This window comes from Advenella kashmirensis W13003, from assembly GCF_000506985.1.
Classification (GTDB): Bacteria; Pseudomonadota; Gammaproteobacteria; order Burkholderiales; family Burkholderiaceae_B; genus Advenella; species Advenella kashmirensis_A.
The window spans coordinates 170,898-191,332 of sequence record NZ_KI650982.1 but is presented as its reverse complement, the minus strand read 5'-3'; the positions used below and the strand labels follow the sequence as shown (position 1 = coordinate 191,332).

Annotated in this window: 20 protein-coding genes and 2 tRNA genes; 5 read left to right on the top strand and 17 right to left on the bottom strand. The window is 55.2% G+C overall.

Going from position 1 to position 20,435, the window contains the following annotated elements; genetic code table 11:
* Window positions 1–210: 210 nt before the first annotated feature.
* From gdhA to W822_RS42885, 3 genes are all read right to left on the bottom strand, one after another.
* Complete coding sequence (gene gdhA, locus W822_RS42895; RefSeq protein ID WP_024006975.1) at window positions 211–1,563, bottom strand: NADP-specific glutamate dehydrogenase; 1,353 nt, start codon at window positions 1,561–1,563, stop codon at window positions 211–213.
* A gap of 412 nt (window positions 1,564–1,975) precedes the next feature.
* A complete protein-coding gene (locus tag W822_RS42890) occupies window positions 1,976–2,389 on the bottom strand; it encodes a heme-binding protein (protein ID WP_024006974.1) in 414 nt (137 codons plus the stop codon).
* Window positions 2,390–2,528: 139 nt separating this feature from the next.
* Window positions 2,529–6,089 (bottom strand): indolepyruvate ferredoxin oxidoreductase family protein, encoded by a 3,561-nt coding sequence (locus W822_RS42885; protein WP_024006973.1) that lies wholly within the window; start codon window positions 6,087–6,089, stop codon window positions 2,529–2,531.
* 355 nt (window positions 6,090–6,444) lie between these two features.
* On the opposite strand from W822_RS42885, the gene W822_RS42880 reads away from it, so the two are divergent.
* Complete coding sequence (locus W822_RS42880; RefSeq protein ID WP_024006971.1) at window positions 6,445–6,669, top strand: hypothetical protein; 225 nt, start codon at window positions 6,445–6,447, stop codon at window positions 6,667–6,669.
* Between the two features lie 183 nt (window positions 6,670–6,852).
* On the opposite strand, the gene W822_RS42875 is transcribed toward W822_RS42880, so the two are convergent.
* Window positions 6,853–6,928, bottom strand: a tRNA-His gene (locus W822_RS42875).
* Window positions 6,929–7,044: 116 nt separating this feature from the next.
* Between W822_RS42875 and W822_RS42870 the strand changes: the two genes are divergently transcribed.
* Entirely contained in the window at window positions 7,045–8,499 is a 1,455-nt protein-coding gene (locus W822_RS42870; RefSeq protein WP_024006970.1) for a phospholipase D-like domain-containing protein, read from the top strand.
* Between the two features lie 25 nt (window positions 8,500–8,524).
* Here the strand turns inward: W822_RS42870 and W822_RS42865 are convergent.
* Window positions 8,525–8,601 (bottom strand) — tRNA-Arg (locus W822_RS42865).
* 92 nt (window positions 8,602–8,693) lie between these two features.
* On the opposite strand from W822_RS42865, the gene W822_RS42860 reads away from it, so the two are divergent.
* From W822_RS42860 to bamC, 3 genes are all read left to right on the top strand, one after another.
* Window positions 8,694–9,323 carry an L-threonylcarbamoyladenylate synthase gene (locus W822_RS42860; protein WP_024006969.1) on the top strand — a complete coding sequence of 210 codons (630 nt, stop codon included), beginning with the start codon at window positions 8,694–8,696 and terminating at the stop codon, window positions 9,321–9,323.
* 208 nt (window positions 9,324–9,531) lie between these two features.
* Window positions 9,532–10,437 carry a 4-hydroxy-tetrahydrodipicolinate synthase gene (gene dapA / locus W822_RS42855; protein ID WP_024006967.1) on the top strand — a complete coding sequence of 302 codons (906 nt, stop codon included), beginning with the start codon at window positions 9,532–9,534 and terminating at the stop codon, window positions 10,435–10,437.
* A 15-nt stretch (window positions 10,438–10,452) separates the two neighbouring features.
* Window positions 10,453–11,574 (top strand): outer membrane protein assembly factor BamC, encoded by a 1,122-nt coding sequence (gene bamC / locus W822_RS42850; RefSeq protein WP_031243556.1) that lies wholly within the window; start codon window positions 10,453–10,455, stop codon window positions 11,572–11,574.
* 103 nt (window positions 11,575–11,677) lie between these two features.
* Here bamC and W822_RS42845 read toward each other — a convergent pair whose 3' ends face one another.
* The 12 genes from W822_RS42845 to W822_RS42800 form a co-directional block, all read right to left on the bottom strand.
* Entirely contained in the window at window positions 11,678–12,859 is a 1,182-nt protein-coding gene (locus tag W822_RS42845) for a JmjC domain-containing protein (protein WP_024006965.1), read from the bottom strand.
* A 5-nt stretch (window positions 12,860–12,864) separates the two neighbouring features.
* Window positions 12,865–15,498, bottom strand: coding sequence for a DNA mismatch repair protein MutS (mutS, locus tag W822_RS42840; protein ID WP_031243552.1), 2,634 nt, complete (start codon window positions 15,496–15,498; stop codon window positions 12,865–12,867).
* 39 nt (window positions 15,499–15,537) lie between these two features.
* The gene (locus W822_RS42835; RefSeq protein ID WP_024006963.1) at window positions 15,538–16,527 is read right to left on the bottom strand and encodes a tyrosine-type recombinase/integrase; all 990 of its coding nucleotides are present in this window, start codon (window positions 16,525–16,527) and stop codon (window positions 15,538–15,540) included.
* Window positions 16,524–16,730 carry a DUF4224 domain-containing protein gene (locus W822_RS46815; RefSeq protein WP_081724463.1) on the bottom strand — a complete coding sequence of 69 codons (207 nt, stop codon included), beginning with the start codon at window positions 16,728–16,730 and terminating at the stop codon, window positions 16,524–16,526. Before W822_RS46815 ends, W822_RS42835 begins: the two co-directional genes overlap by 4 nt.
* An 81-nt stretch (window positions 16,731–16,811) precedes the next feature.
* Window positions 16,812–17,354 (bottom strand): ASCH domain-containing protein, encoded by a 543-nt coding sequence (locus W822_RS42830; RefSeq protein ID WP_024006962.1) that lies wholly within the window; start codon window positions 17,352–17,354, stop codon window positions 16,812–16,814.
* On the bottom strand, window positions 17,351–17,509 hold the full coding sequence (locus tag W822_RS46460; protein WP_155848209.1) for a hypothetical protein: 159 nt from the start codon (window positions 17,507–17,509) through the stop codon (window positions 17,351–17,353). The genes W822_RS42830 and W822_RS46460 overlap by 4 nt, the downstream gene beginning before the upstream one ends.
* A gap of 103 nt (window positions 17,510–17,612) precedes the next feature.
* Window positions 17,613–18,206, bottom strand: a complete 594-nt coding sequence (locus W822_RS42820; RefSeq protein WP_024006960.1) for an Lcl C-terminal domain-containing protein — start codon at window positions 18,204–18,206, stop codon at window positions 17,613–17,615.
* Window positions 18,207–18,247: 41 nt separating this feature from the next.
* Entirely contained in the window at window positions 18,248–18,871 is a 624-nt protein-coding gene (locus tag W822_RS42815) for a hypothetical protein (protein ID WP_024006959.1), read from the bottom strand.
* A 412-nt stretch (window positions 18,872–19,283) separates the two neighbouring features.
* A complete protein-coding gene (locus W822_RS42810; RefSeq protein ID WP_024006958.1) occupies window positions 19,284–19,490 on the bottom strand; it encodes a hypothetical protein in 207 nt (68 codons plus the stop codon).
* Window positions 19,487–19,642, bottom strand: coding sequence for a hypothetical protein (locus W822_RS46455; protein ID WP_024006957.1), 156 nt, complete (start codon window positions 19,640–19,642; stop codon window positions 19,487–19,489). The genes W822_RS42810 and W822_RS46455 overlap by 4 nt, the downstream gene beginning before the upstream one ends.
* Window positions 19,639–20,025 carry a hypothetical protein gene (locus W822_RS42805; protein WP_024006956.1) on the bottom strand — a complete coding sequence of 129 codons (387 nt, stop codon included), beginning with the start codon at window positions 20,023–20,025 and terminating at the stop codon, window positions 19,639–19,641. Before W822_RS42805 ends, W822_RS46455 begins: the two co-directional genes overlap by 4 nt.
* A 1-nt stretch (window position 20,026) precedes the next feature.
* Window positions 20,027–20,431: a hypothetical protein gene (locus tag W822_RS42800; protein ID WP_155848208.1), complete on the bottom strand. Its 405-nt coding sequence runs from the start codon at window positions 20,429–20,431 to the stop codon at window positions 20,027–20,029.
* Between the last annotated feature and the right edge of the window lie 4 nt (window positions 20,432–20,435).

The window sequence follows — 20,435 nt, the reverse complement described above, 5'->3', positions numbered from 1 at the left end:
AGCCTTTGGGGTGTTTTTCATGGCGAGGCTTTTTTGTGTGATCTTTTTTTGATCGATTACGTGATCGTTTTTTTATTGTTTTTGACTTTTTTTGATTGTTCGTGCGATCGGTTTTTTTATGAGTCTGAACGCGGCCCTGGCAAACCCGTGCTTGCGGTAAACAGATGACTGTTCCGCAGGCGGGCTTGCCCTGGCGTGGTCACGGGGTCGTCAGACGGCGCCTTGATCGATCATGGCGTCGGCAACCTTGCGGAAACCTGCAATATTGGCGCCCAGCACCAGGTTACCGGGCTGGTTGAATTCATCTGCGGTTTCCCATGCGGTCGTGAAAATGTTTTTCATAATGTTTTTCAGACGCAAATCAACCTCTTCAAAACTCCACTGGATCATGGCGGCATTTTGTGCCATTTCCAGCTGGCTGGTAGCGACGCCGCCCGCATTGGCCGCTTTGCCCGGCGCGTAATGGATGCGAGCCTTCAGGAACTCTTCAACGGCTTCTGGCGTCGAAGGCATGTTGGCGCCCTCGGCGACCAGTTTGCAGCCATTGCCAAGCAGGGCGAGCGCATCGGCCTGGTTCAGTTCATTTTGTGTCGCGCTGGGGAATGCCAGGTCGCAGGGCACAGACCAGACTTCATTGCGACCGGGGGCGTAATCGGCGACGGCTTTGTAAACGGCGTCGGGATGTGCTTCCACATATTTCTGCAATGGCGCCTGCTGCTTTTCCTTGAGCAGCTTCAGCGTGTCCAGGTTGATACCGGATTTGTGATAAATCATGCCGCGCGAATCGCTGCAGGTAACTGGGGTTGCGCCCAGTTGATACAGTTTTTCGATGGTATAGATCGCGACGTTCCCTGCACCGGACACGGCACATATTTTCCCGTCCAGATGATCCCCTTTGTTTTGCAGCATGTTCTGGGCAAAGTACACCGCACCATAGCCGGTCGCTTCCGTACGGACCAGCGAACCACCCCAGGGAATGCGTTTGCCTGTGAGTACGCCCTCGTAGCGACCGGTCAGGCGTTTGTACTGACCAAACAGGTAGCCGATTTCACGACCGCCTACCCCGATGTCGCCAGCGGGCACATCGATCGTCGGACCGATATGTCGGTAAAGTTCTGACATAAACGCCTGGCAGAAACTCATGATTTCATTGTCGGACTTGCCCTTGGGGTCGAAGTCGCTGCCGCCCTTGCCGCCACCGATCGCCAGGCCGGTTAAAGAGTTTTTGAAGGTCTGCTCAAAGCCCAGGAACTTGATGATGCTGGATGACACGCTGGGGTGAAAGCGCAGGCCGCCTTTGTATGGGCCAATGGCCGAATTGAATTCGATTCTGTAACCCTTGTTGACATTGATACGACCTTTATCGTCGACCCAGGTAACCCGGAACATGATCTGACGCTCCGGCTCTACGATACGCTCAATGATGTTCTGATCCAGATAATGTTTCTCTTTGTCGAATAACGGAGAGAGGGATTCCAGTACTTCCTGGACTGCCTGATAGAACTCCGATTGCGATGGGCTGGATTTGGCCAGCCGGGCCAGCGTCGTATCAATATAGGTCATATGAGTTGAATGTAATGAGCGGGTTAAGGGTTACAGGGGATAACGCGCATGCGCGCCGACAGCGCCAACGCACAGAGATTCTGTGATGAAAATAGCAGAGAGCACAGTGATTGTTATGCGAGGGGTAACAATGATACCGCCATATTGTGTGCAGTGCAGCGAAAAATGCACCGTATAAGGGATTGCCCTGATTCACAAGTGTGCATTTTCGTTATCTCGCCTCTGGATTGCTTTTTTTTTGGTGCGTATTGGTGAAACTCGCACCGTATTGAAGCAATGGGTATAGCACATGCTGTCGGTGCGTACTCCCCTGATGATGCGCCGACAGGCAAAGGTGACGAGCATGGCGCTGGCCGGTTTGCCTGTCGCCAGGAGCGGGGTCAACAAGTGATGTGCCGAACCGACGCGCGCATCAGCCTTTGCTGGTAAGGGCGGCGATGCCCGCCTTGGCTGTTTCGGCATCCTGGCTGGCCTGCACGCCAGACACGCCAACGGCGCCAATGGTCTGGCCTTCTATCATGACAGGTACGCCGCCTTCGAGCATACCTTCGATTTCTGGCGCAGACAGAAAGGCAAAGCGACCGTTGTTGATCATGTCTTCATAGCCTTTGGTTTCGCGACGACCCAGCGCGGCGGCGTGGGCTTTGGCGGAGGCGATATGTGCAGAGACGGGCGCTGCGCCATCCAGTCGCTTGAGGCCCAGCAAATGGCCGCCATCATCCGTCACTGCGATGGTCACTGCCCAGTTATTTTTGTTTGCATGGGCGGCAGCGGCGTCGATGATTTGCTGAACGTCTTCCTGACCGAGAATGGGCTTGGTTTTCATAAGGGCTCCGAAAAAGAAGTAATCAAGCCTTCTATTATAGAGAGGATAGGGAGCCGCGTTCTAACTTCTGGCGATAAAGCGGTGTGCATCAAAGTTTACAATCGAAAGGGCCGGCCGGCTGGCCGGCCTTTTCCCGGTACTAGGCTGCCTTGCTTAATGCTGTGCGACGATAGGCTTCAAGCAGCTGGGCCCGCCTGGCGGCGGCCTTTTCCATATTGGCTTCCTTGATGTGGCCATATCCGCGGATATCGTCGGGCAGGCGGGCCAGTTCAACCGCTGTTTCATAGTTGCTTTCATTCAGGCTGAGATGGAATTCATCCAGCAAGGCAAAATAGTCTTCGATCAGGGCGCGTTCGGCACGCCGCTCTTCTGTGCGGCCGAATGGATCCAGTGCCGTGCCGCGCAGCCCCTTGAGGCGGGACAGCACGCCGAAAGCCTTCATGACCCAGGGGCCATATTTTTTCTTGATCAAGTGGCCCTTTTTGTCTTTTTTGCTGAAAGCCGGTGGTGCCAGATGTACATGCAGCGCATAGTCGCGACCGGGCTCGCCCTCGAACTGCTCGCGCAGTTTGTCGAAATACGCCGGATCCGTATACAGGCGTGCCACTTCGTATTCGTCCTTGTAGCTCATCAATTTGGCCAGATTGCGCGCCACTGCAGTGGTCAGAAAATCGCCCTTGAAGCCATGCTGCCGTTCGTGATCACGCAGGCGCTCGACGGCCTTGGTGAAGCGTTGTGCGTAGCGGGCGTTTTGATAGTTCGTCAAATGGTCGCCCAGACGCTTGATCAGCGTTTCGGTGCTTTCCGGCATGCTGATCAGGTTTTCGTGTCTGGCGCTGCGCTTGCCTGTCGCCAGCGGCACTGATTGCAGGCCGTGATGCGCCAGATAACGTCCCCATTCAAACGCGGCCAGGTTCTTGTCCACGGCAACGCCGTTGAGTTCAATGGCGCGTTCCAGGCTTTCGTGATGCAGTGGGATCCAGCCTTTTTGCCATGCATAACCCAGCATCAGCGGATTGGCAAAAATCGCGTCGCCCAGCAGTGCTACCGCATAGCCGTTGGCATCCAGGAAATCACATTTGTCTTTGCCCAGCAGATCCTGCATGTCCTGCTCGGTCAGTGCGGACGGAAATTGCCATTTGGGGTTCTGGAAAATTTCGGCCGTCGGCACTTTCGCGCTGTTGATGGCCGCGACAGTGATGCCCTTGCGGGTCTTGGATGTGATCTCGCGGGACGCGGCCACAATCGCATCGCAGCCGATGATCAGGTCTGCCTCGCCCATGCCGATGCGGGTTGAATGCAGGTCTGCAGGCCGATTGCCGATCTGGACATGACTGACCACGGCACCGCCTTTTTGTGCCAGCCCGGTAATATCCAGAACGTTAACGCCTTTTTGTTCCAGGTGGGACGCCATGCCCAGCAGGGCGCCGATGGTGACGACGCCCGTGCCCCCGACGCCGGGAACCAGAATATTGTAGGAGCGCTCAATTGCCGGCATGGCAGGCTCGGGAATGTCGGCTTCGATTTTTTCAAATGACAGCGTGGCGGTCTGCGGCTTGCGTACCTTGGCGCCCTCGGCGGTCACGAAACTGGGACAGAAGCCATTCAGGCATGAATAGTCCTTGTTGCAGGACGATTGATTGATTCGGCGTTTGGTACCCAGCGGTGTATCTACCGGTTCGACCGACAGACAATTGGATTTCACGCTGCAATCGCCGCAGCCTTCACACACCGCTTCGTTAATGAAGACGCGCCTGTCGGGATCGGGATAGGCATTGCGTTTACGGCGCCGGCGTTTCTCGGTCGCGCAGGTCTGATCGTAGATCAGAATCGTCGTGCCTTCCGTGTCGCGCAGTTGGAGCTGTACATCATCCAGCGAATCGCGGTGGAAGATATCAGGGTTGCCGATCAGGCTGACGCCTTTGTATTTTTCCGGTTCGTCGCTGACGATCACGATGCGGGCCGCACCTTCGGCATGCAGTTGCGCATTGATCTGCGGCACCGTCAGGGTCCCGTCGATGGGTTGTCCACCGGTCATGGCAACGGCATCGTTATACAGAATTTTATACGTGATGTTGACCTTGGCTGCAATCGAAGCGCGAATCGCCAGGATGCCTGAGTGAAAGTACGTGCCATCCCCCAGGTTGGCGAAAATATGCTTGGTCGTAGTAAAGTCCTTCTGGCCGATCCAGGGCACGCCTTCGCCGCCCATTTGGGTGAACGTATCGGTGCTGCGGTCCATCCAGATGGTCATGTAGTGACAGCCGATGCCGGCGACGGCGCGTGATCCTTCGGGCACGCGGGTCGACGTATTATGCGGGCAGCCCGAGCAGAACCAGGGCTTGCGATCCTGAACAACCACGGGCCGTTTGGCGTCCTGTTCCTTGGCATGGATCACCGCAATGCGCGCCTGAATGCGCGCACGCACTTCATCGGGCAATGCATGTTTCTCAAGGCGCTTGGCAATGGCTTTTGCAATAATTGCCGGCGACAGTTCGTGGTTGGCCGGCAGCAGCCATTTGCCGCGAGGTACCGACCATTCACCGCCGCCATCATCCCGCGCATCAAATTTGCCATAGACATCGGGGCGCACGTCGTCGCGCCAGTTATAGAGCTCTTCTTTCAGCGCATATTCCATGATCTGGCGTTTTTCCTCGACCACCAGAATTTCATCCAGGCCTTCTGCAAACTGGCGGGCCCCCTGGGCTTCCAGAGGCCACACACAGCCCACTTTGTACAGGCGGATGCCGATATCGGCACAGGTTTGCTCGTCCAGTCCCAGGTCGGTCAGGGCCTGCCGCACGTCCAGATAGGCCTTGCCGGCGGTCATAATACCAAACCGTGCCTTAGGCGAGTCGAAGATGATTTTGTCCAGCTTATTGGCGCGCACATAGGCCAGTGCGGCATAGAATTTGTAATTGTTCAGGCGGGCTTCCTGATCCAGCGGCGGATCGGGCCAGCGAATGGACAGACCGCCTTCAGGCATCTCAAAGTCCGTCGGAATCAGGGTCTGGACACGGTCCGGATCCAGTTCAACCGATGAGCTGGACTCCAGAACATCGGTGACGCATTTCATGGCAACCCACAATCCGGAGTAACGGCTCATGGCCCAGCCGTGCACGCCATAGTCAAGATATTCCTGTACATTGCAGGGGTATAGCACGGGAATGCCGGCCGATTGCAGATTATGCTCGGACTGGTAGGCTACCGTCGATGATTTGGCGGCATGGTCATCGCCGGCCAGCAACAGCACGCCGCCGAATTCGCTTGAGCCGGCGGAGTTGGCGTGTTTGAAGACATCCATGGAGCGATCCAGCCCCGGTCCTTTGCCGTACCACATCGCAAATACGCCCTGTTTGGTGGCGCCCGGAAACAGGTTGACCTGCTGCGATCCCCACACTGACGTGGCCCCCAGCTCTTCGTTCACACCAGGTTGAAACGAGATTTCGTGTTCGGCCAGATATTTTTTAGCTTTCCACAAGCTCAGATCCAGATTGCCCAGTGGCGAACCCCGGTAACCGGAAATAAATCCGCCGGTATCCAGGCCAGCGCGCCGGTCGCGGTCTTTCTGCAGCATGGGCAGCCGTACCAGCGCCTGCGTGCCGCTCATGTAGACGCGGCCGCGATCCAGGCTATATTTGTCGTCAATGGTGGTATTCTTCAGGGCATCGTGTGCCACTTTGGGTAGCGGGGCATTCATACAGTTGTCTCCGATATGGTTCAAATGCACGCAAGTGCATGATTCCCCGACATTGCCATAGTCGTCTTGTGAACGGTATGTTCAATGGCGTGGAACGGTCGCCACCTTTGGTGGCGCTGGTATATCGTCCTGATGCTTGGCGGCATTTGCGTTGCCGTCGCGTATCAGTTTGAGCGATCCGGGGTAAACGCCCGCCTTGCGGCGGGTAGCAAATTCTGTTTCGCAACTCAATTGACGTTAACGTAAAGTTAAGCCATTTTCCTCCAATGGCGAAACAGAATTTACCCGGATTAGGGTATGTCCTAGAATGATGTTAGTCGTGTGCGCAACAAAGTGCAACAATCAGGAAAGAAAATTGAAGGGTTTATTATCAAAACTGGGCAGGATCGTATCTGCCATGGCGGCCAGGCCGTTGTCAACGGGCTTGCTGCTGACGGTCGTATTCTGGATAGGGCTGGGCAATTTCGTCGTGGCCGCGTGCGCAGGGCTGCTGGTTTCGTTTTTTATTTCTGCAGTGGTGTCAGTGTGGAAATTGAATCGCCAATCTGTGCGTGAGGGTAATTTGCCTGAGGATAAATAAAACATAGAACGTAGCGCGTTTGGGTTTCTTTTATGACAAGAAGCCAGATGCAATCGAGAGGCAATTTTTTTGGGGCGTTGAGCGCAAAAGCGACAGGGCTGTTTATGTATCGCTTTTCTATTTTTGTGCTGCCAATACCAGGGTGGTATGGTTATGCTAGGATATTGTTTTTATTAAATTTACTGGGGTGACTGATGGGGCTCGAACCCACGACAACCGGAATCACAATCCGGGACTCTACCAACTGAGCTACAGTCACCATCCGAGTAAGCGTAAGAGTATAGCAACTATACCTGCGCAGTACAAGAAGAAAGTCGCGCAACAGGCTATTTTGTTGTCTTTTTAGTGGTTTTGAAGCTAAGCGGGTGTTTTTGAATGTCTTCCCTGTGGAAATTTCTGGTTGAGTACGAAACCCATCTGATTTTCGCAGCAAGCGTGATCCTGAGCGTGTCTGCCGCGGTTCATATCGCGCTGACCAAGCGGGACGTGCGCGCCGCCATTGCCTGGGTGGGTGTGGTGATTTTTTCTCCTTTTCTGGGGCCTGTCCTGTATTTTGTCGTAGGCATCAACCGGATCCGGCAAACCCGGATCAAATCGCATCGGGACCGGTTGATCAAGGAGGGGGCCGATCACGCGAGCGTGACGGTAAGCGATCTGACACGGCATGCGGGACCTCAATGCGTTTCCCTGAAAAAAGCCAGCGATACGGTGACGCGTTTTCCTTTATGCGGCGGCAATGAAATCTTGCCGCTCAATGGGGGCGATCAGGCGTATCCGGCCATGCTGAACACCATCGATTCCGCCTTGGAATCCATTCTGCTACAAACGTATATTTTCGATAACGATATTGTCGGTCATCGCTTTGCGGACAGTCTCATTGCGGCCTATGAACGTGGTGTGCGGGTACGGGTGCTGATTGATTCCATCGGCGTTCGCTACTCGCACCCCACGATTGTGCATCGTCTTCGGGAGCATGGGGTAACGGTGGAGCTGTTTGAAACCAATGCCGTGACCTGGCGGATGCCTTATGCCAATATGCGTTGTCACCGTAAAATCATGATTGTCGATGGCGCAAGGGCGTTTGCCGGTGGCATGAATATTCGTGAGGAGTTTCTGACCGAAATCACGCGTGACAGTACGGCTCGGGATATCCACTTTCATGTGCAGGGGCCTATCGTGGCGCAACTGCTGGTCATCTTCTGTCACGACTGGCTTTTTTCGACTGGCGAGAAGTTGAAAATGGATGACTGGCTCGCACCGCAATCGCCTCTCATGCCGGCGGACATGGCGGCGCGCTGCGTGCCGTCGGGTCCGGATCGGGAAATCGAAAGCACGCACAAACTTCTGCTGGCCGCCTGCGCCGTAGCGCAAACGCATATCCGGATCCAGTCGCCTTATTTTCTGCCCGACCAGGTCCTGATCGGCGCGCTGACCACCGCAGCGCGGCGTGGCGTACAAGTGGATATCGTGATTCCGGGCCGCAATAATCTTCGTCTCATCCAATATGCCATGATGGCGCAGCTTGATCAGGTGATTGAGACCGGCTGCCGGGTATGGAAAGGCGCCGGCAATTTCGATCACTCCAAACTCATGACTGTGGACGACAGCTGGTCGCTGGTCGGTTCGTCCAACTGGGACTCGCGCAGTCTGCGGCTCAATTTTGAAATTGATATCGAAGTGTATGACCGCCGGCTGGCTGGGTGGATCAGCGAGACAATCGATAATGAAATCGCCCACGGCGAGCGCGTGACGCTGGAGTCTTTGCGCAGCCAGGGTTTGCTGGCGACACTGCGCAACAAGTTGATCTGGCTGGCGTCGCCTTATTTATAATATAAGTTAACGGCCAAAAGAGTAGTGGTGCCTCCGGCGGGAATCGAACCCACAACCACCCGCTTAGAAGGCGGGTGCTCTATCCAATTGAGCTACGGAGACAGTCTAGCCCGTGATTCTAACCCGAAGCGGCTTCATGTGTCACTCAATTCGCTACAATAGGCGCATAGCCAATCACAGAGTAAATAACAATTATGTCTATACTGTTTGATGTACATCCGGTCAATCCTCAGCCGCGCCTGCTCAAGCAGGCCGCTCAATTGCTGGATAACGGCCGTTTATTGGCCATACCCACCGATTCCAGCTATGCGCTGGTCGCCCGCCTGGATGATAAAGCGGCTGCGGACGGATTGCGCCGCCTGCGTGGGCTGGATGATCGGCATCACCTGACGTTGCTGGTGCGTGATCTGGCAGAAATTGCCAAATTCGCCAAAGTCGACAACGCGCAGTATCGTTTACTCAAAAACGCCACCCCCGGCCCCTGGACCTTTATTCTGGAAGCGACCAAAGACGTGCCCAGACGAGTTTCCCATCCCTCGAGAAAGACCATTGGCGTACGCGTGCCGGATCATCCGGTTACCTTGATGCTGATCGAAGAGCTGGGCGCGCCGCTGCTTTCGACCTCGCTGATCCCGGATGGCGAGGACATGCCCCTGAATGATCCGCACGAGATTACCGATCGCTATGGCCATGCGCTTGCCGGTGTTATCGCCAGCGGATCGTGCCCGATCCAGCCCACCACGGTGATTGATCTGACCACGGCGACACCGGAAATTGTCCGGCGAGGAGCGGGAGACCCGGCTACTATCGGTCTGGCCGAGTAAGTTCCCAACAAAAATACAGGCTCGTAAATCATTTGCCATTGTCGCCTGGCACAGCCGGCGCATCGGGGCCGACGTCGTCTGTAATGGGTTTTACGGATTTGTCATCAAATTTTCTATTAATTTTACGCATTTCAATTAAACTACCGAATTAGCTCCCCGTGGGGCAGTTTGTTCAAATTAACATCAACCTTTTCTGGACGTTTCTATCATGGCGGTCGACAGTTCTTCATATCCTGTATTCACGGGCAGTTTTCCTGCCCTGGTGACACCAATGCAACCCAATGGGGATATTGATTTCGACGCCTATAAGAAGCTGATCGACTGGCATATCCAGGAAGGGTCTGACGGTCTGGTGGTTGTGGGAACGTCGGGCGAATCTCCCACGGTGGATGTGAAGGAACACACCGAGCTTATCCGTGTCGCGGTTGAACACACGGCAGGCCGGATTCCAGTTATTGCCGGGGTTGGCGCCAATTCCACGGCCGAAGCCATCCACCTGACCAAAAAAGCCAGGGAAATGGGGGCTGACGCCGGTCTGTCAGTGGTACCCTATTACAACAAGCCCACGCAGGAAGGCTTGTTCCAACATTTTTCCGCAATTGCCCGTGAAGGCGACCTGCCTATCATGTTGTACAATGTGCCGGGTCGCACGGTGGCAGACCTGTCCAATGATACGGTTTTGCGTCTGGCCGAGGTGCAGGGCATTATCGGTATCAAGGACGCAACGGCCGATATCGCTCGCCTGGGTCTGCTGATGCGGGACAAGCCGGATCACTTCCAGGTTTTCAGCGGCGATGATCCCACGGCCGCCGCGCTGATTCTGCTGGGTGGTAACGGGAATATTTCAGTGACGGCCAATATTGCGCCTGCGCTGATGCATGAACTTTGTGTTGCCGCAAGGACTGGGGACGTCCCACGAACACGTGAACTGAATACGAAACTGGCGCGTGTCAACAAGGTGTTGTTCCTGGAGGCCAACCCTATTCCCGTTAAATGGGCGCTTGTGCAAATGGGTCTGATTCAGGCCGGGTACCGGCTCCCCATGTGTGATCTGGGTGCCCAGCATCATGAAACTGTTCTGACTGCCCTGAAAGATCTCGGGCTGGTCAAATAATATAGGATTGAGAATATGCGTATGAATGCACGCTTTCTTGCAGTATCAGGTTTACTGTCGCTCACCATGCTGGCAGGATGTAACGTCATGGACGAAGTCATGGGTGATACCGAACAGGTTGACTATAAAAGTACCGTAAGGGGCGATCCGCTCAGCCTGCCGCCAGATTTGTCATCTTCGCAGATCAAACCGGCATATAAGGCTCCGGGTGGCTACGCATCGGCCAACGAATACAACAAGGCCGTGGCCCAGGCTAATAAAAATGCCGCTTCAGGCTCATCCGTCCTGCCGCAAACGCCCGGCCTGCAAATCCAGAGCTCCGGCGCCAACCGCTGGCTCGAGGTCAGCCAGGAGGCAGGAGTAGTCTATCCGAAACTGATTGATTTCTGGGTTGATACGGGCTTCACTATCAATCGCGACAATCCCCAGGCGGGTCTGATTGAAACCGATTGGGCCGAAAATCGCGCAAAAATTCCGGGCAACCTGTTGAATCGTGCGCTAGGCTCCATCATCAATATGGTTGAAGACAGTGGTGAGCGAGAACGCTTCCGCACTCGTCTGGAGCGCTCCAACGGCAAGACATTGGTGTTTATCAGCCATGAACGCATGGTCGAAACACCAATGGATCGGGATGGCACCACATTCAAATGGCTGCCAGCCAAGGAAGATCCCGGTCTGAACGCGGCCATGCTGTCGCGGCTCATGGTATTTCTGGGGGCAACCAAACAGCAGGCTGAAGCCCAGGTTCGCCAGAGCGCGGCGGCCGCCGCCGCGCCAACCCATCCTGTCGTGATGGCCGATGCCGCCGCGCTGCCGCTGCAAATGGGCCAGAGTCAGGCTTATAATCAGGTCGGGGCAGCGATCAATTCAGCCGGATTCACGGTCGATCGCCGTGATCCTCAAGCCGGCACCTATGTGGTTCGTTATCTGGATACCGACACCGGCGAGAAGCGTCAGGCGTCCAACTTTATCAGTCGCCTGTGGGGAGACAAGGGTAATCTCACTCCCTTGCCTTACACGATCGTGGTCACCTCCGAAGGCAATCAGTCTGTTGTGACGGTACGTAACGAAGAAGGGCAGGCAGACAACAGCGCGACAGCACGTCGTATCCTGACGGTGCTTGGCGAGCGGATGTAATCGATATCAGCTCATCGCACTGGAGATGTTCAAAACAAAAAGGTCCGACAAAATCCATGTCGGACCTTTTTTTATACCCTCGTCTCAGTCGAACTACCGCTTTTTACGTGGCGATAACCCAACCATCATCCAGCCATTCCTGCAACAGGGTCAGCGTTGCGGCGTTGGCTTTTTTCAGATCACGTGTCTCAAGCCTGCGAGTGTCGGCAAATTTTCTCAGAAGGGCATTGGACTTCGTCTCCAGTGCTTCGCCATTGATAAACACGTCAGCCCCGCGATAGATCATGCGGCTGCGACGGTCCAGTTGCAGGCTGCCGTTGCGATCGATCACGTCTTCAATATCGATCATGTCTTCTGCGATTGGGAAAACAGACAGTGAATTGGGTTCGGTCAGCCAGCAGCCCAGAAAGCGGGCGGCCATGCGTTCGGTAAAGTCAATTTTCTGCACGGCAGCCAGCGCACTGCTGATGAGTTCCTCGGGCAAAGCGGCCGGGGTCTCCGTCGCTGCCAGGCCTTTGTCGCGAAACATACCCGACAAATCCGGCCCCGGTAACGCTGGTGTTGAATAGGGACCAAAACCGAGCCCGGCGCGTGCGCTTAACTGGTCGGCAGCCACTTCAAGCAGGCCTCGCGCCAGTACGGCCAGCGGAGGTGCCCGAAAGCCGATGGAAACGGTAATACACTCGTCGGAAAGCGAAATGCCATCATGCGCAACATGGGGCGGCAGATACAGCATATCGCCGGGCTCCAGGACAAACTCTTCTTCAGGCGCAAAGTGCTGCAAAATTTTACACGGGATGTCGGGAACGAGTGACAAATCGGTCTGCTGACTGATGCGCCAGCGTCGCTGGCCGCGGCCTTGCAACAGGAAGACATCATAGCTGTCAAAATGCGGGCCGACGCCGCCGCCCAACGAGGCCAGGCTGATCATGATGTCGTCGAGCCGGGCGTCGGGAATAAAACGGAATTGTTGCATCAGTTCTGCGGTGACATCATCATGCAGATCGACGCTTTGTACCAATAGTGACCAGTTCGGCTCGGCTACTTTCGGAAAGCGCGAGAACGGGCCGTTTTCCATATTCCATTGCCCGTTTTCCTGCCAGATCAGGCGTGATTCCACATCATCCTGTTTGGCAAGCTTCTTTAACCTTGCAGGCGGCAGCGGGCAGCTGTGCCCGGCCTCAACCGCCTTGCGGATCAGCAACGGTTTTTTCTGCCAGTAGTTTTTCATGAAATTGGCCGCGCTGCGGCCACCCAGCAATGTCATGGGCGCGTCAATGTTGATAGGTTTCATGATTCTCCGCCAAATCGATTATGCAGTTTGTACAGGGCGTCCAGCGCTTCGCGCGGACTCATGTTGTCGGGGTCGAACCCCTGCAGCGCCTCGCGGAAGGCGGTCAGCTCAAGCGCATCATCGCTGTGTTGATCATCGCTTTCGTGTGTGGCGCTGAACAGATTGAGTTGTGAAATATCGCCGGCCTGGCTTTCCAGGCGATCCAGCTCCCGCTTGGCCTGGCGAATAACGGCAACAGGCAGGCCCGCGCGCTGCGCGACCTGAATCCCGTAGCTGCGGCTGGCCGGGCCGCTTTGAACTTCATGTAAAAAGACAAGGCCGCTGGCTGCTTCGGTCGCAGCCAAATGTACATTGAGCGCCGCCGGGTTCAGATCCGGCAGGCGGGTAATTTCAAAGTAGTGTGTGGCAAAGAGCGTGAGCGCATGATTGTGGTCCAGCAGCCGGCACGCAATGGCCCAGGCCAGTGACAGGCCGTCATAGGTAGAGGTGCCGCGACCAATTTCGTCCATCAGGACCAGGCTATTGGGGGTGCTGGCAGCCAGAATGGTTGCCGCTTCGGTCATTTCCATCATGAAGGTGGACTGACCGCCGGCCAGATCATCGGCGGCGCCAATGCGGGTGAAAATGCGATCAATCACCCCGATGGTTGCGCCGCTGGCCGGCACAAAGCTGCCCATGCGCGCCAGCAGCACGATCAGGGCCGTCTGCCGCATATAGGTGGACTTACCACCCATGTTCGGACCCGTGATCAGCAGCATGCGCCGATCGGAATCCATCTGGCAACTGTTGGGAGTAAATTGCTCAATCGTGTGTTCGACCACAGGATGTCGGCCTGCTTCGATATCGATAATCGGGGAGTCGGCCAGTTGCGGCGCGATCCATTCGTTATCGCGCGCATGGCTGGCCAGTGCCAGGTAAACGTCCAGTTCGGCGATGGCCTGCGCGCAACGCTGCAACGGCGTCACCCAGGCGTGCAGCGTGTCGAGCAACTGGTCGTACAGCCATTTCTCGCGTGAGAGCGACCGGTCGCGTGCAGACAATACTTTGTCTTCGAAGCCTTTCAATTCAGGTGTGATATAGCGTTCGACATTTTTCAGCGTCTGTCGGCGCCGGTAGTCTGCGGGTACTTTGTCGACCTGCCCCTTGGAGACCTCGATAAAAAATCCATGGACCCGGTTAAATTCAACCCGCAGATTGGCAATGCCGGTGCGTTCGCGCTCCCGCGCTTCGAGTTCGACAAGAAAGGCACCGCTATCGCTGGCCAGGGTGCGCAGCTCGTCCAGATCGGCATCGAAACCTTCGGCGATCACACCGCCGTCACGGATCATGGCAGCCGGTTCAAGCGCAATGGCGGCCTGCAAGCTCGAGTGCAATTGCGTATCCAGACCCAGCTCTTCGTTCAGCGCGTCCAGGCGTGCCGCATTGGCGTGCTGGTTACGCAGCAGAACCTGCAATTGGGGTAGCCGCTGCAAGGCATCGCGCAGGCTGGCCAGCTCGCGTGGCCTGACCGAGCGCAGCGCAATCCGCGTGGCGATACGTTCCAGGTCTGGAAAGGCGTTCAATTCGGTGCGCAGGTTGTCCAGGGCGATATGGGGGTGTACCGGTCCGTCCGGGCGGCCAGCCAGCATGGCCGCGACCGCTTCCTGGCGGGCGCGGATCTGGCTGTTCGAGCGCAGCGGATGATGCAGCCAGTGTCGCAACATGCGGCTGCCCATCGGCGTCTCGCAGTGATCCAGCAGCGAAAAAAGGGTGGGGCGTGTTTCACCGCTGATTGTCTCGGTGATCTCCAGATTCTTTCGGGTGACCGGATCGAGCACCAGATAATCCAGAGCATGATCGACCATGATGTGCTGGACATGCGACAGCGATTGGGTCTGCGTGCGCTCGACATAACGCAGCAGGGCACCGGCAGCACAAATGGCCGCCGGCATATCGGTCATGCCGAAGCTGGCGAGCGAATCGATTTTAAAATGCCGGCACAGCAGTGCGTCGGCATCGTTCATGTCGTAGTGCCAGTCGGCGGTGTGACTGATTGAGCCGGTAAATTTGGTCTGAAGTGCGAAGGAGTCGGCATGGACAATTTCTGCCGGGGCGATGCGATGGATTTCCGATTCCAGCGCCTCCTGATCGCATTGCGTGACCTTGAACTGGCCGCTGGCCAGATTGAGCCAGGCCAGGCCATATTTGGGCGATTTGCCTTTGGCAGGCAGGAACACCGACAGAAGAGGGCGATCCAGTTTGGAAGGCAGCAGCGTCTCGTCGGTTAGCGTTCCTGGCGTAACAATACGCACGATTTTTCGCTCGACCGGCCCTTTACTGGTGGCCGGGTCACCGATCTGCTCGCAGATGGCGACAGACTCTCCCAGTGCCACCAGGCGCGCCAGATAAGTTTCCATGGCATGAACAGGCACGCCCGCCATAGGAATAGGCTGGCCATTGGAGTTGCCGCGCTTGGTCAGTGTCAGATTGAGCAGCCTGGCCGCTTTTTCGGCGTCGTCATAGAACATTTCATAGAAATCGCCCATGCGATAAAACAGCAACACCGATCCCGCCTCCAGCTTAAGGCGCAGATATTGCTGCATCATGGGGGTGTGGCCGGAAGGCGCATGTTTATTGGGTTCTTCGACCATTGGTTTTAGACTGTCTAAAATAAATCCGTTTTCAATCGGCTATTTTACGATCTTCCGGCGCAGTGCTGGGCTTAATTTCGGTATGCTTACAACCGGAGATTGACGGTTTCGAATGTAGCGCTCTGTCTGGCGCGCGGTTGTGTGTCCCGCCAGGGCGGTCGCGTCAATCCCCTGTTTTTTAGCGTCCGTGAGCGATTTTGCCCGCAGGTCATGGATATTGGCATCCACAACGCCCGCAGACTTGACTGCTTCCCTCCACGTGTCACGGAGGCCCCCATACGTCAATTCCCGCCCATATCGGCTCACAAACAGAAAGGGATACTCTTTCCTGCCATGGAGGGCTTTGGCGCGCTGTATGGCGTCTTGTAGCTCCGGCGTCATGCCGCACGTCAATTTGGCGCCGGTTTTCTTCTGGGTGAACGATATCCCTGATTCGGATATATCGTCACATCTGATCGACAATACATCACTGATCCGTTGGCCGGTAAGGTATAGAATCTCCATAATGGATTTGAGGCGGATATTGGCGTGGTCATAAATGGCGATATATTCCTCATCCGTGATGTATCGTTCCCGCCGGCCTTCTTTGTGGCGTTTGATCCCAATACAGGGGTTTGAATCCACCATCTGCCACTCCACGGCATGCTGAAACACAACTTTCAAAAAACTGAGGATCCGGTTTGCCATTGCCGGTGTGTCAGATAGGCTGACTTTGATTTCCGCCACATGCTTTGTCATGACCTGATCGGGGGCAAACTCAGCGAGAATCTTATTCAGTCGGGTTGCTGCCTGTCGATACTGGTCGTAGGTGTTGTCAGATAGGGACGGCTTGATGTAGGTCAGGACCTTTTCAATCAGAGCAGGCATGCCGCCGCGGGGTTGATCGACGTGTCTGGCATAATTCTCCAGCGCTTCGGCGAGGGTTTTGCCAATTGGATTCCATTTGCCCTTTTTGACATAGTAGAAAGCGCCGTGCTTCTCATGGACACACGGGGGTAAGTGCTTGTCTTTTTTTCGTGGTCTGCTCATAGTCGTAATTTTGGCCGGCCAGTACTGGATGGAATTGAGTTTCCGAGGGTTTTTATAACTGCCGATCGCAATACGACAATAGATCGGTCAGGCCTGAACGCGCAGGGGATTTTAAGCTGATTAAGTACCCGCACCTGTGCAGATCGGTGTTTGCGCTGGGTAATTTCCTCGATTTCATCGTCTGATAGGGTTAGGATATTCATTTCATTGCTCCAACAAAAAGATCGCTCAAGGCAGGTTCCATTCTTTCTTAGTGATTGCCAGCATTCGGCGTATGGCGTCGGTCATTTCTCAATCCTTTCAAACTCAATCACCCAGACGAATGGGTTCGCCTCCCAGGATCCGGCGCCATTAATCTGCTCCCAGAGGCCTCGATACCAGGTTCGGGCTCGCTGCTGGTCATGCGGATTATCAGGCAACTGGCCGTAGGTGATGCCCTCGGCGAGTGCATCGGCCTCGCTGATATCCTGGAGGCGCTCGACGCGCACCGATTTGATTACCAGATTGATGCGGCTGGCCCAGCGCGGTATATGGATGCTTGGTTTCCATGGCCCATACACGTATGGGTCAACTGAGAATCCGTCTGCTTTGTAAGCGACGTCATCAGAACGTCTGCTTTCTGGCTTGTCATTCCCACGATAGATATGAGCGAACGTCTCTCGTACCCAAAGGCGGTCGCCAGGCTGGCCAAGATGGCAATTCGCCAACCCGAGCGTCGCTTTTGTCGCAGATCCCTGGCTTTTGAGGATCCGACGTGTTTGCGTTTTGTTGCCGGCCAGCAAAGCTCTTACCATAGGCGCCGAAAAGAGTATCGGGCGTTCCTTCATATTTCCTCCAGTTCTGTCTGCATAAACTCATCCAGTCGACCCTGCAGCGATTCAATCTGTAATCTGATTTTGTCCATGCTGCCGTTGGCCTTGAAGACCATTTCAAGGACATACATGCCTTCGTCGCGCCATTTGGTGCCAATTAGTACCTTCATGTCGCGTGGCAGGTGTTTTGCCAACTGCAGCAGGGTGTCCAGGAGGTTGTATGCCTCCTTATGTATCGGAAGTTCAGTGTGGAGTGCCATAATAGATAAAGGACTAAATGGTTAATCTGCGGACAACGCGGACTCGGAACTCATCATCCTTGACGTAGTTGCTCTGACTCCCATTGAGGAAATTCTGAATAGCAGCGCTGTAGGCGCTGACCTGCGTGGAAGTCCAGTGCCAGCCGCTTTCGAACTGATCTGGAAGGTTGGCATACAGCAATGCGGATTCGCGCTTGGACGGCAAGTAAAAATCTGTATGGCCATCGCAACGCACCGTTGTCGCCAGCTCAGCGGCAGGGAAAGTGCCATTTGCGCGTAAGATGGCCTGTGTATTGGCCTGACCATCCCATTGATCGTCTGCGCCGTCGATCTTCGTGCCATAACCGCCCCATTTAATATCGTCAAATTTGGCGCTGGAATCGACAGCAAGGATCAGGTGGTAATCAGGTTTGCCGCCATGGCCACGCATGATGCCGGCACAAATGCCACCCTGGCCGTGCCAGTATTCGCCTATTTTGGGGACGGGCGGAGTGCCCGAATCCACATGCATCGTTACCTTAATTGTGCTGCCGATCTGCTCAAGCAGTGATCGCAGCGGGATATCAACCTTGGCGTTTTCCAGGGCGAGTGTGACTGTTTGGCTCATTTTGGTATTCCTATGAATGCGCGACGTTGAAAATGACTGAATTACAAAATTTTTAATCTGCGGACAACGCGGACTCGGAACTCAATATCCTTGCCGTTGCCGTTCTGACTCCCATCGTTGAAAAACTGAATAGCAGCGCCGGTGGCGCTGACCTGCGTGGATGACCAATGCCAGCCAGCGTCCATGGCTTCGGCTCCTTCTTCTTGGAACTCAGTCGCAGCAGTCTGTTCGGGCAGATCTTCCCTGTAGACATCGGTTGCCGGCACGGCATTCGCGTTCTCGCCATCGCGCCATGAGCAATAGTTCTCCCGGGTGGTGGGCTTCAGGTGACGGTAGACTTGCTCCAGCTCGTCACGAGCGGGGATGTACCAGGGCACTTGCCCGTTGATTGTTAAGCCCAGTGCACGCTTTGCAATGTCTGATCCGGCGTCCGCCATGGCCAGGGTGTTCTTGAAGCCATCGGACACGCTATTTGCGCTTTCAATTTTGTCGTAATGCTCGCTCCATTTGCCGATAAACTGGCCTGACTCTTTCGGGGCGACGACCAGCGCATACAGCTGGCCGTCAATATTGATCTGGCCGAAATAGAACCCGCCGGCGAAAGCTGTGCCAGGGGTAGCAGGGACTTCTGCTTTGCGTACTTCTTCGATTTGAATGGTTTCCATGGTTCTCTCAATGTTCGTTGCTGCAGGGGAAAAAGTTGCTACTGACCTTCATTGCAGTCGCCTTCCGTTTTAATTCGTTGCACTGTGGAAAAGCCGGACTTACTTTTAACGTTACCCGGTGAATAACGCCGGGCGAAAAGCGACTGCAATCAAGGTGCTGGCAACCGGCCAGCGCGGGTCCTGAGCCTGGGTGATGCTTATATCCCAGCTATGCAGGCGTTGTGTTCAATTACCGTTTACGTTTTGGCATGAACATGTCGTTCTCGGGGCAATCCGCTCCGTCGCACATAGAATCTCCTACATGGAAATGCCGACAGCCGGTCGGCGCAGAAACGAGCAATTAGCTCGAATAGAGGAATGAGTGCGGCAGATGCCAGCACGCATGCTAACCAGAGCAAAGGCGCGTAGTTATTCATCTCCGACGCTCCCGGATGAACCGCACTATGTCCTCGCCTGTATTAATAGGGCCATAGATAACGACGCCGCAATCGTGACCAATATCGTCCAGAAGGTGATTGAGGCGCTTGCGGTCTTTGATCTGCGTGTCAAGCTCATGGCGCGGCAATTGGTGGCGAATATGACTGAGCACCAACTGCTCGATTGTTTGGACGGGAATCATAGGTACCCCTCATATTCGCGGCCGCTCAACCCGTACATTATTAATGCGACAAATGCCACGACGGCGGCAAGATAGAGCACCGCCTGCCGGCTCCAAAGCGCTAAAAGAATGCATGCTGCGAAAGCCAGCAGGGTGTACAGGGCAATTTTCATTTCAGTTTTCCCTCGCTGTACAAATGAACTTGGTCGATAAACCCACGATCTCCGGGCGGGATTGCCAACCAAACTAGGTGCTCTTGATTCCTCTCTCCGCCATAGAGCACCAGCCACGTATGATTGTCTTGGACCTTGTATGCGAAGGTGCCGTCCGATTTTTGATCAAGGATTAATCGCAAAGAGCGTTTGTTAGTCAGTGCTCCTACTTGCGTTTCTGGAATAGATTGTGAGAGGTCACCGATTTTCAACATCGGAACCCCGTACGCCAGGTCACCGGTGATACGTTTTTGGGGAATCAGATCGGCATCTTCCTTCATGGCATCCTCTGCTTGGCTCAGACCGAGCCCGTGGCGCGGGATCAGATTTGCTGGGTTATCCATTTCAGTTCCTCATCATGTCTTTAACTGTATTGACCGCAGTCAATTCAGAATTGGCGAGATAAGCCAGGTCCAGGCGGGGCAACACTTCGTCAATCACATTCACGCCAATGCGGATAGGTTCCAGGAGCCGCGCGGGCAGTTGGACGCCGGCAGCGATCAACGTCCGGGCTTCGTCCAGGGCGCGGGTTGCGCCGCCATAGATGTTCAGTTCGAGTTCGAAGCGCTTGTCATTGAGCATGGCGACGGACATCATGTTGAAAGAGTCCACCAAGCGATTGAAAGCGTAGATATCGGGCGTGGCCTTGATCACTTCATAGGCAAGGCGCGCATCAAGGGCCACGGTGCCGCGCAAGCCCGTAACGGGTATCCTGATTGCACGAGGTTTGCGTGGGCACCGTTTTCTCATGGCC

Excerpts from the sequence above, each read along its gene's own strand:
- W822_RS42830 (WP_024006962.1), bottom strand. The coding sequence starts at position 17,354 with ATGAAGGAACGCCCGATACTCTTTTCGGCGCCTATGGTAAGAGCTTTG.
- W822_RS42835 (WP_024006963.1), bottom strand. The coding sequence starts at position 16,527 with ATGAGCAGACCACGAAAAAAAGACAAGCACTTACCCCCGTGTGTCCAT.
- W822_RS42805 (WP_024006956.1), bottom strand. The coding sequence starts at position 20,025 with ATGGATAACCCAGCAAATCTGATCCCGCGCCACGGGCTCGGTCTGAGC.
- W822_RS42810 (WP_024006958.1), bottom strand. The coding sequence starts at position 19,490 with ATGATTCCCGTCCAAACAATCGAGCAGTTGGTGCTCAGTCATATTCGC.
- W822_RS46815 (WP_081724463.1), bottom strand. The coding sequence starts at position 16,730 with ATGAATATCCTAACCCTATCAGACGATGAAATCGAGGAAATTACCCAG.
- W822_RS42860 (WP_024006969.1), top strand. The coding sequence starts at position 8,694 with ATGTCTATACTGTTTGATGTACATCCGGTCAATCCTCAGCCGCGCCTG.
- mutS (WP_031243552.1), bottom strand. The coding sequence starts at position 15,498 with ATGGTCGAAGAACCCAATAAACATGCGCCTTCCGGCCACACCCCCATG.
- W822_RS46460 (WP_155848209.1), bottom strand. The coding sequence starts at position 17,509 with ATGAAGGTACTAATTGGCACCAAATGGCGCGACGAAGGCATGTATGTC.
- W822_RS42815 (WP_024006959.1), bottom strand. The coding sequence starts at position 18,871 with ATGGAAACCATTCAAATCGAAGAAGTACGCAAAGCAGAAGTCCCTGCT.
- W822_RS46455 (WP_024006957.1), bottom strand. The coding sequence starts at position 19,642 with ATGAAAATTGCCCTGTACACCCTGCTGGCTTTCGCAGCATGCATTCTT.
- gdhA (WP_024006975.1), bottom strand. The coding sequence starts at position 1,563 with ATGACCTATATTGATACGACGCTGGCCCGGCTGGCCAAATCCAGCCCA.
- W822_RS42870 (WP_024006970.1), top strand. The coding sequence starts at position 7,045 with ATGTCTTCCCTGTGGAAATTTCTGGTTGAGTACGAAACCCATCTGATT.
- dapA (WP_024006967.1), top strand. The coding sequence starts at position 9,532 with ATGGCGGTCGACAGTTCTTCATATCCTGTATTCACGGGCAGTTTTCCT.
- W822_RS42885 (WP_024006973.1), bottom strand. The coding sequence starts at position 6,089 with ATGAATGCCCCGCTACCCAAAGTGGCACACGATGCCCTGAAGAATACC.
- bamC (WP_031243556.1), top strand. The coding sequence starts at position 10,453 with ATGCGTATGAATGCACGCTTTCTTGCAGTATCAGGTTTACTGTCGCTC.
- W822_RS42890 (WP_024006974.1), bottom strand. The coding sequence starts at position 2,389 with ATGAAAACCAAGCCCATTCTCGGTCAGGAAGACGTTCAGCAAATCATC.
- W822_RS42800 (WP_155848208.1), bottom strand. The coding sequence starts at position 20,431 with ATGAGAAAACGGTGCCCACGCAAACCTCGTGCAATCAGGATACCCGTT.
- W822_RS42820 (WP_024006960.1), bottom strand. The coding sequence starts at position 18,206 with ATGAGCCAAACAGTCACACTCGCCCTGGAAAACGCCAAGGTTGATATC.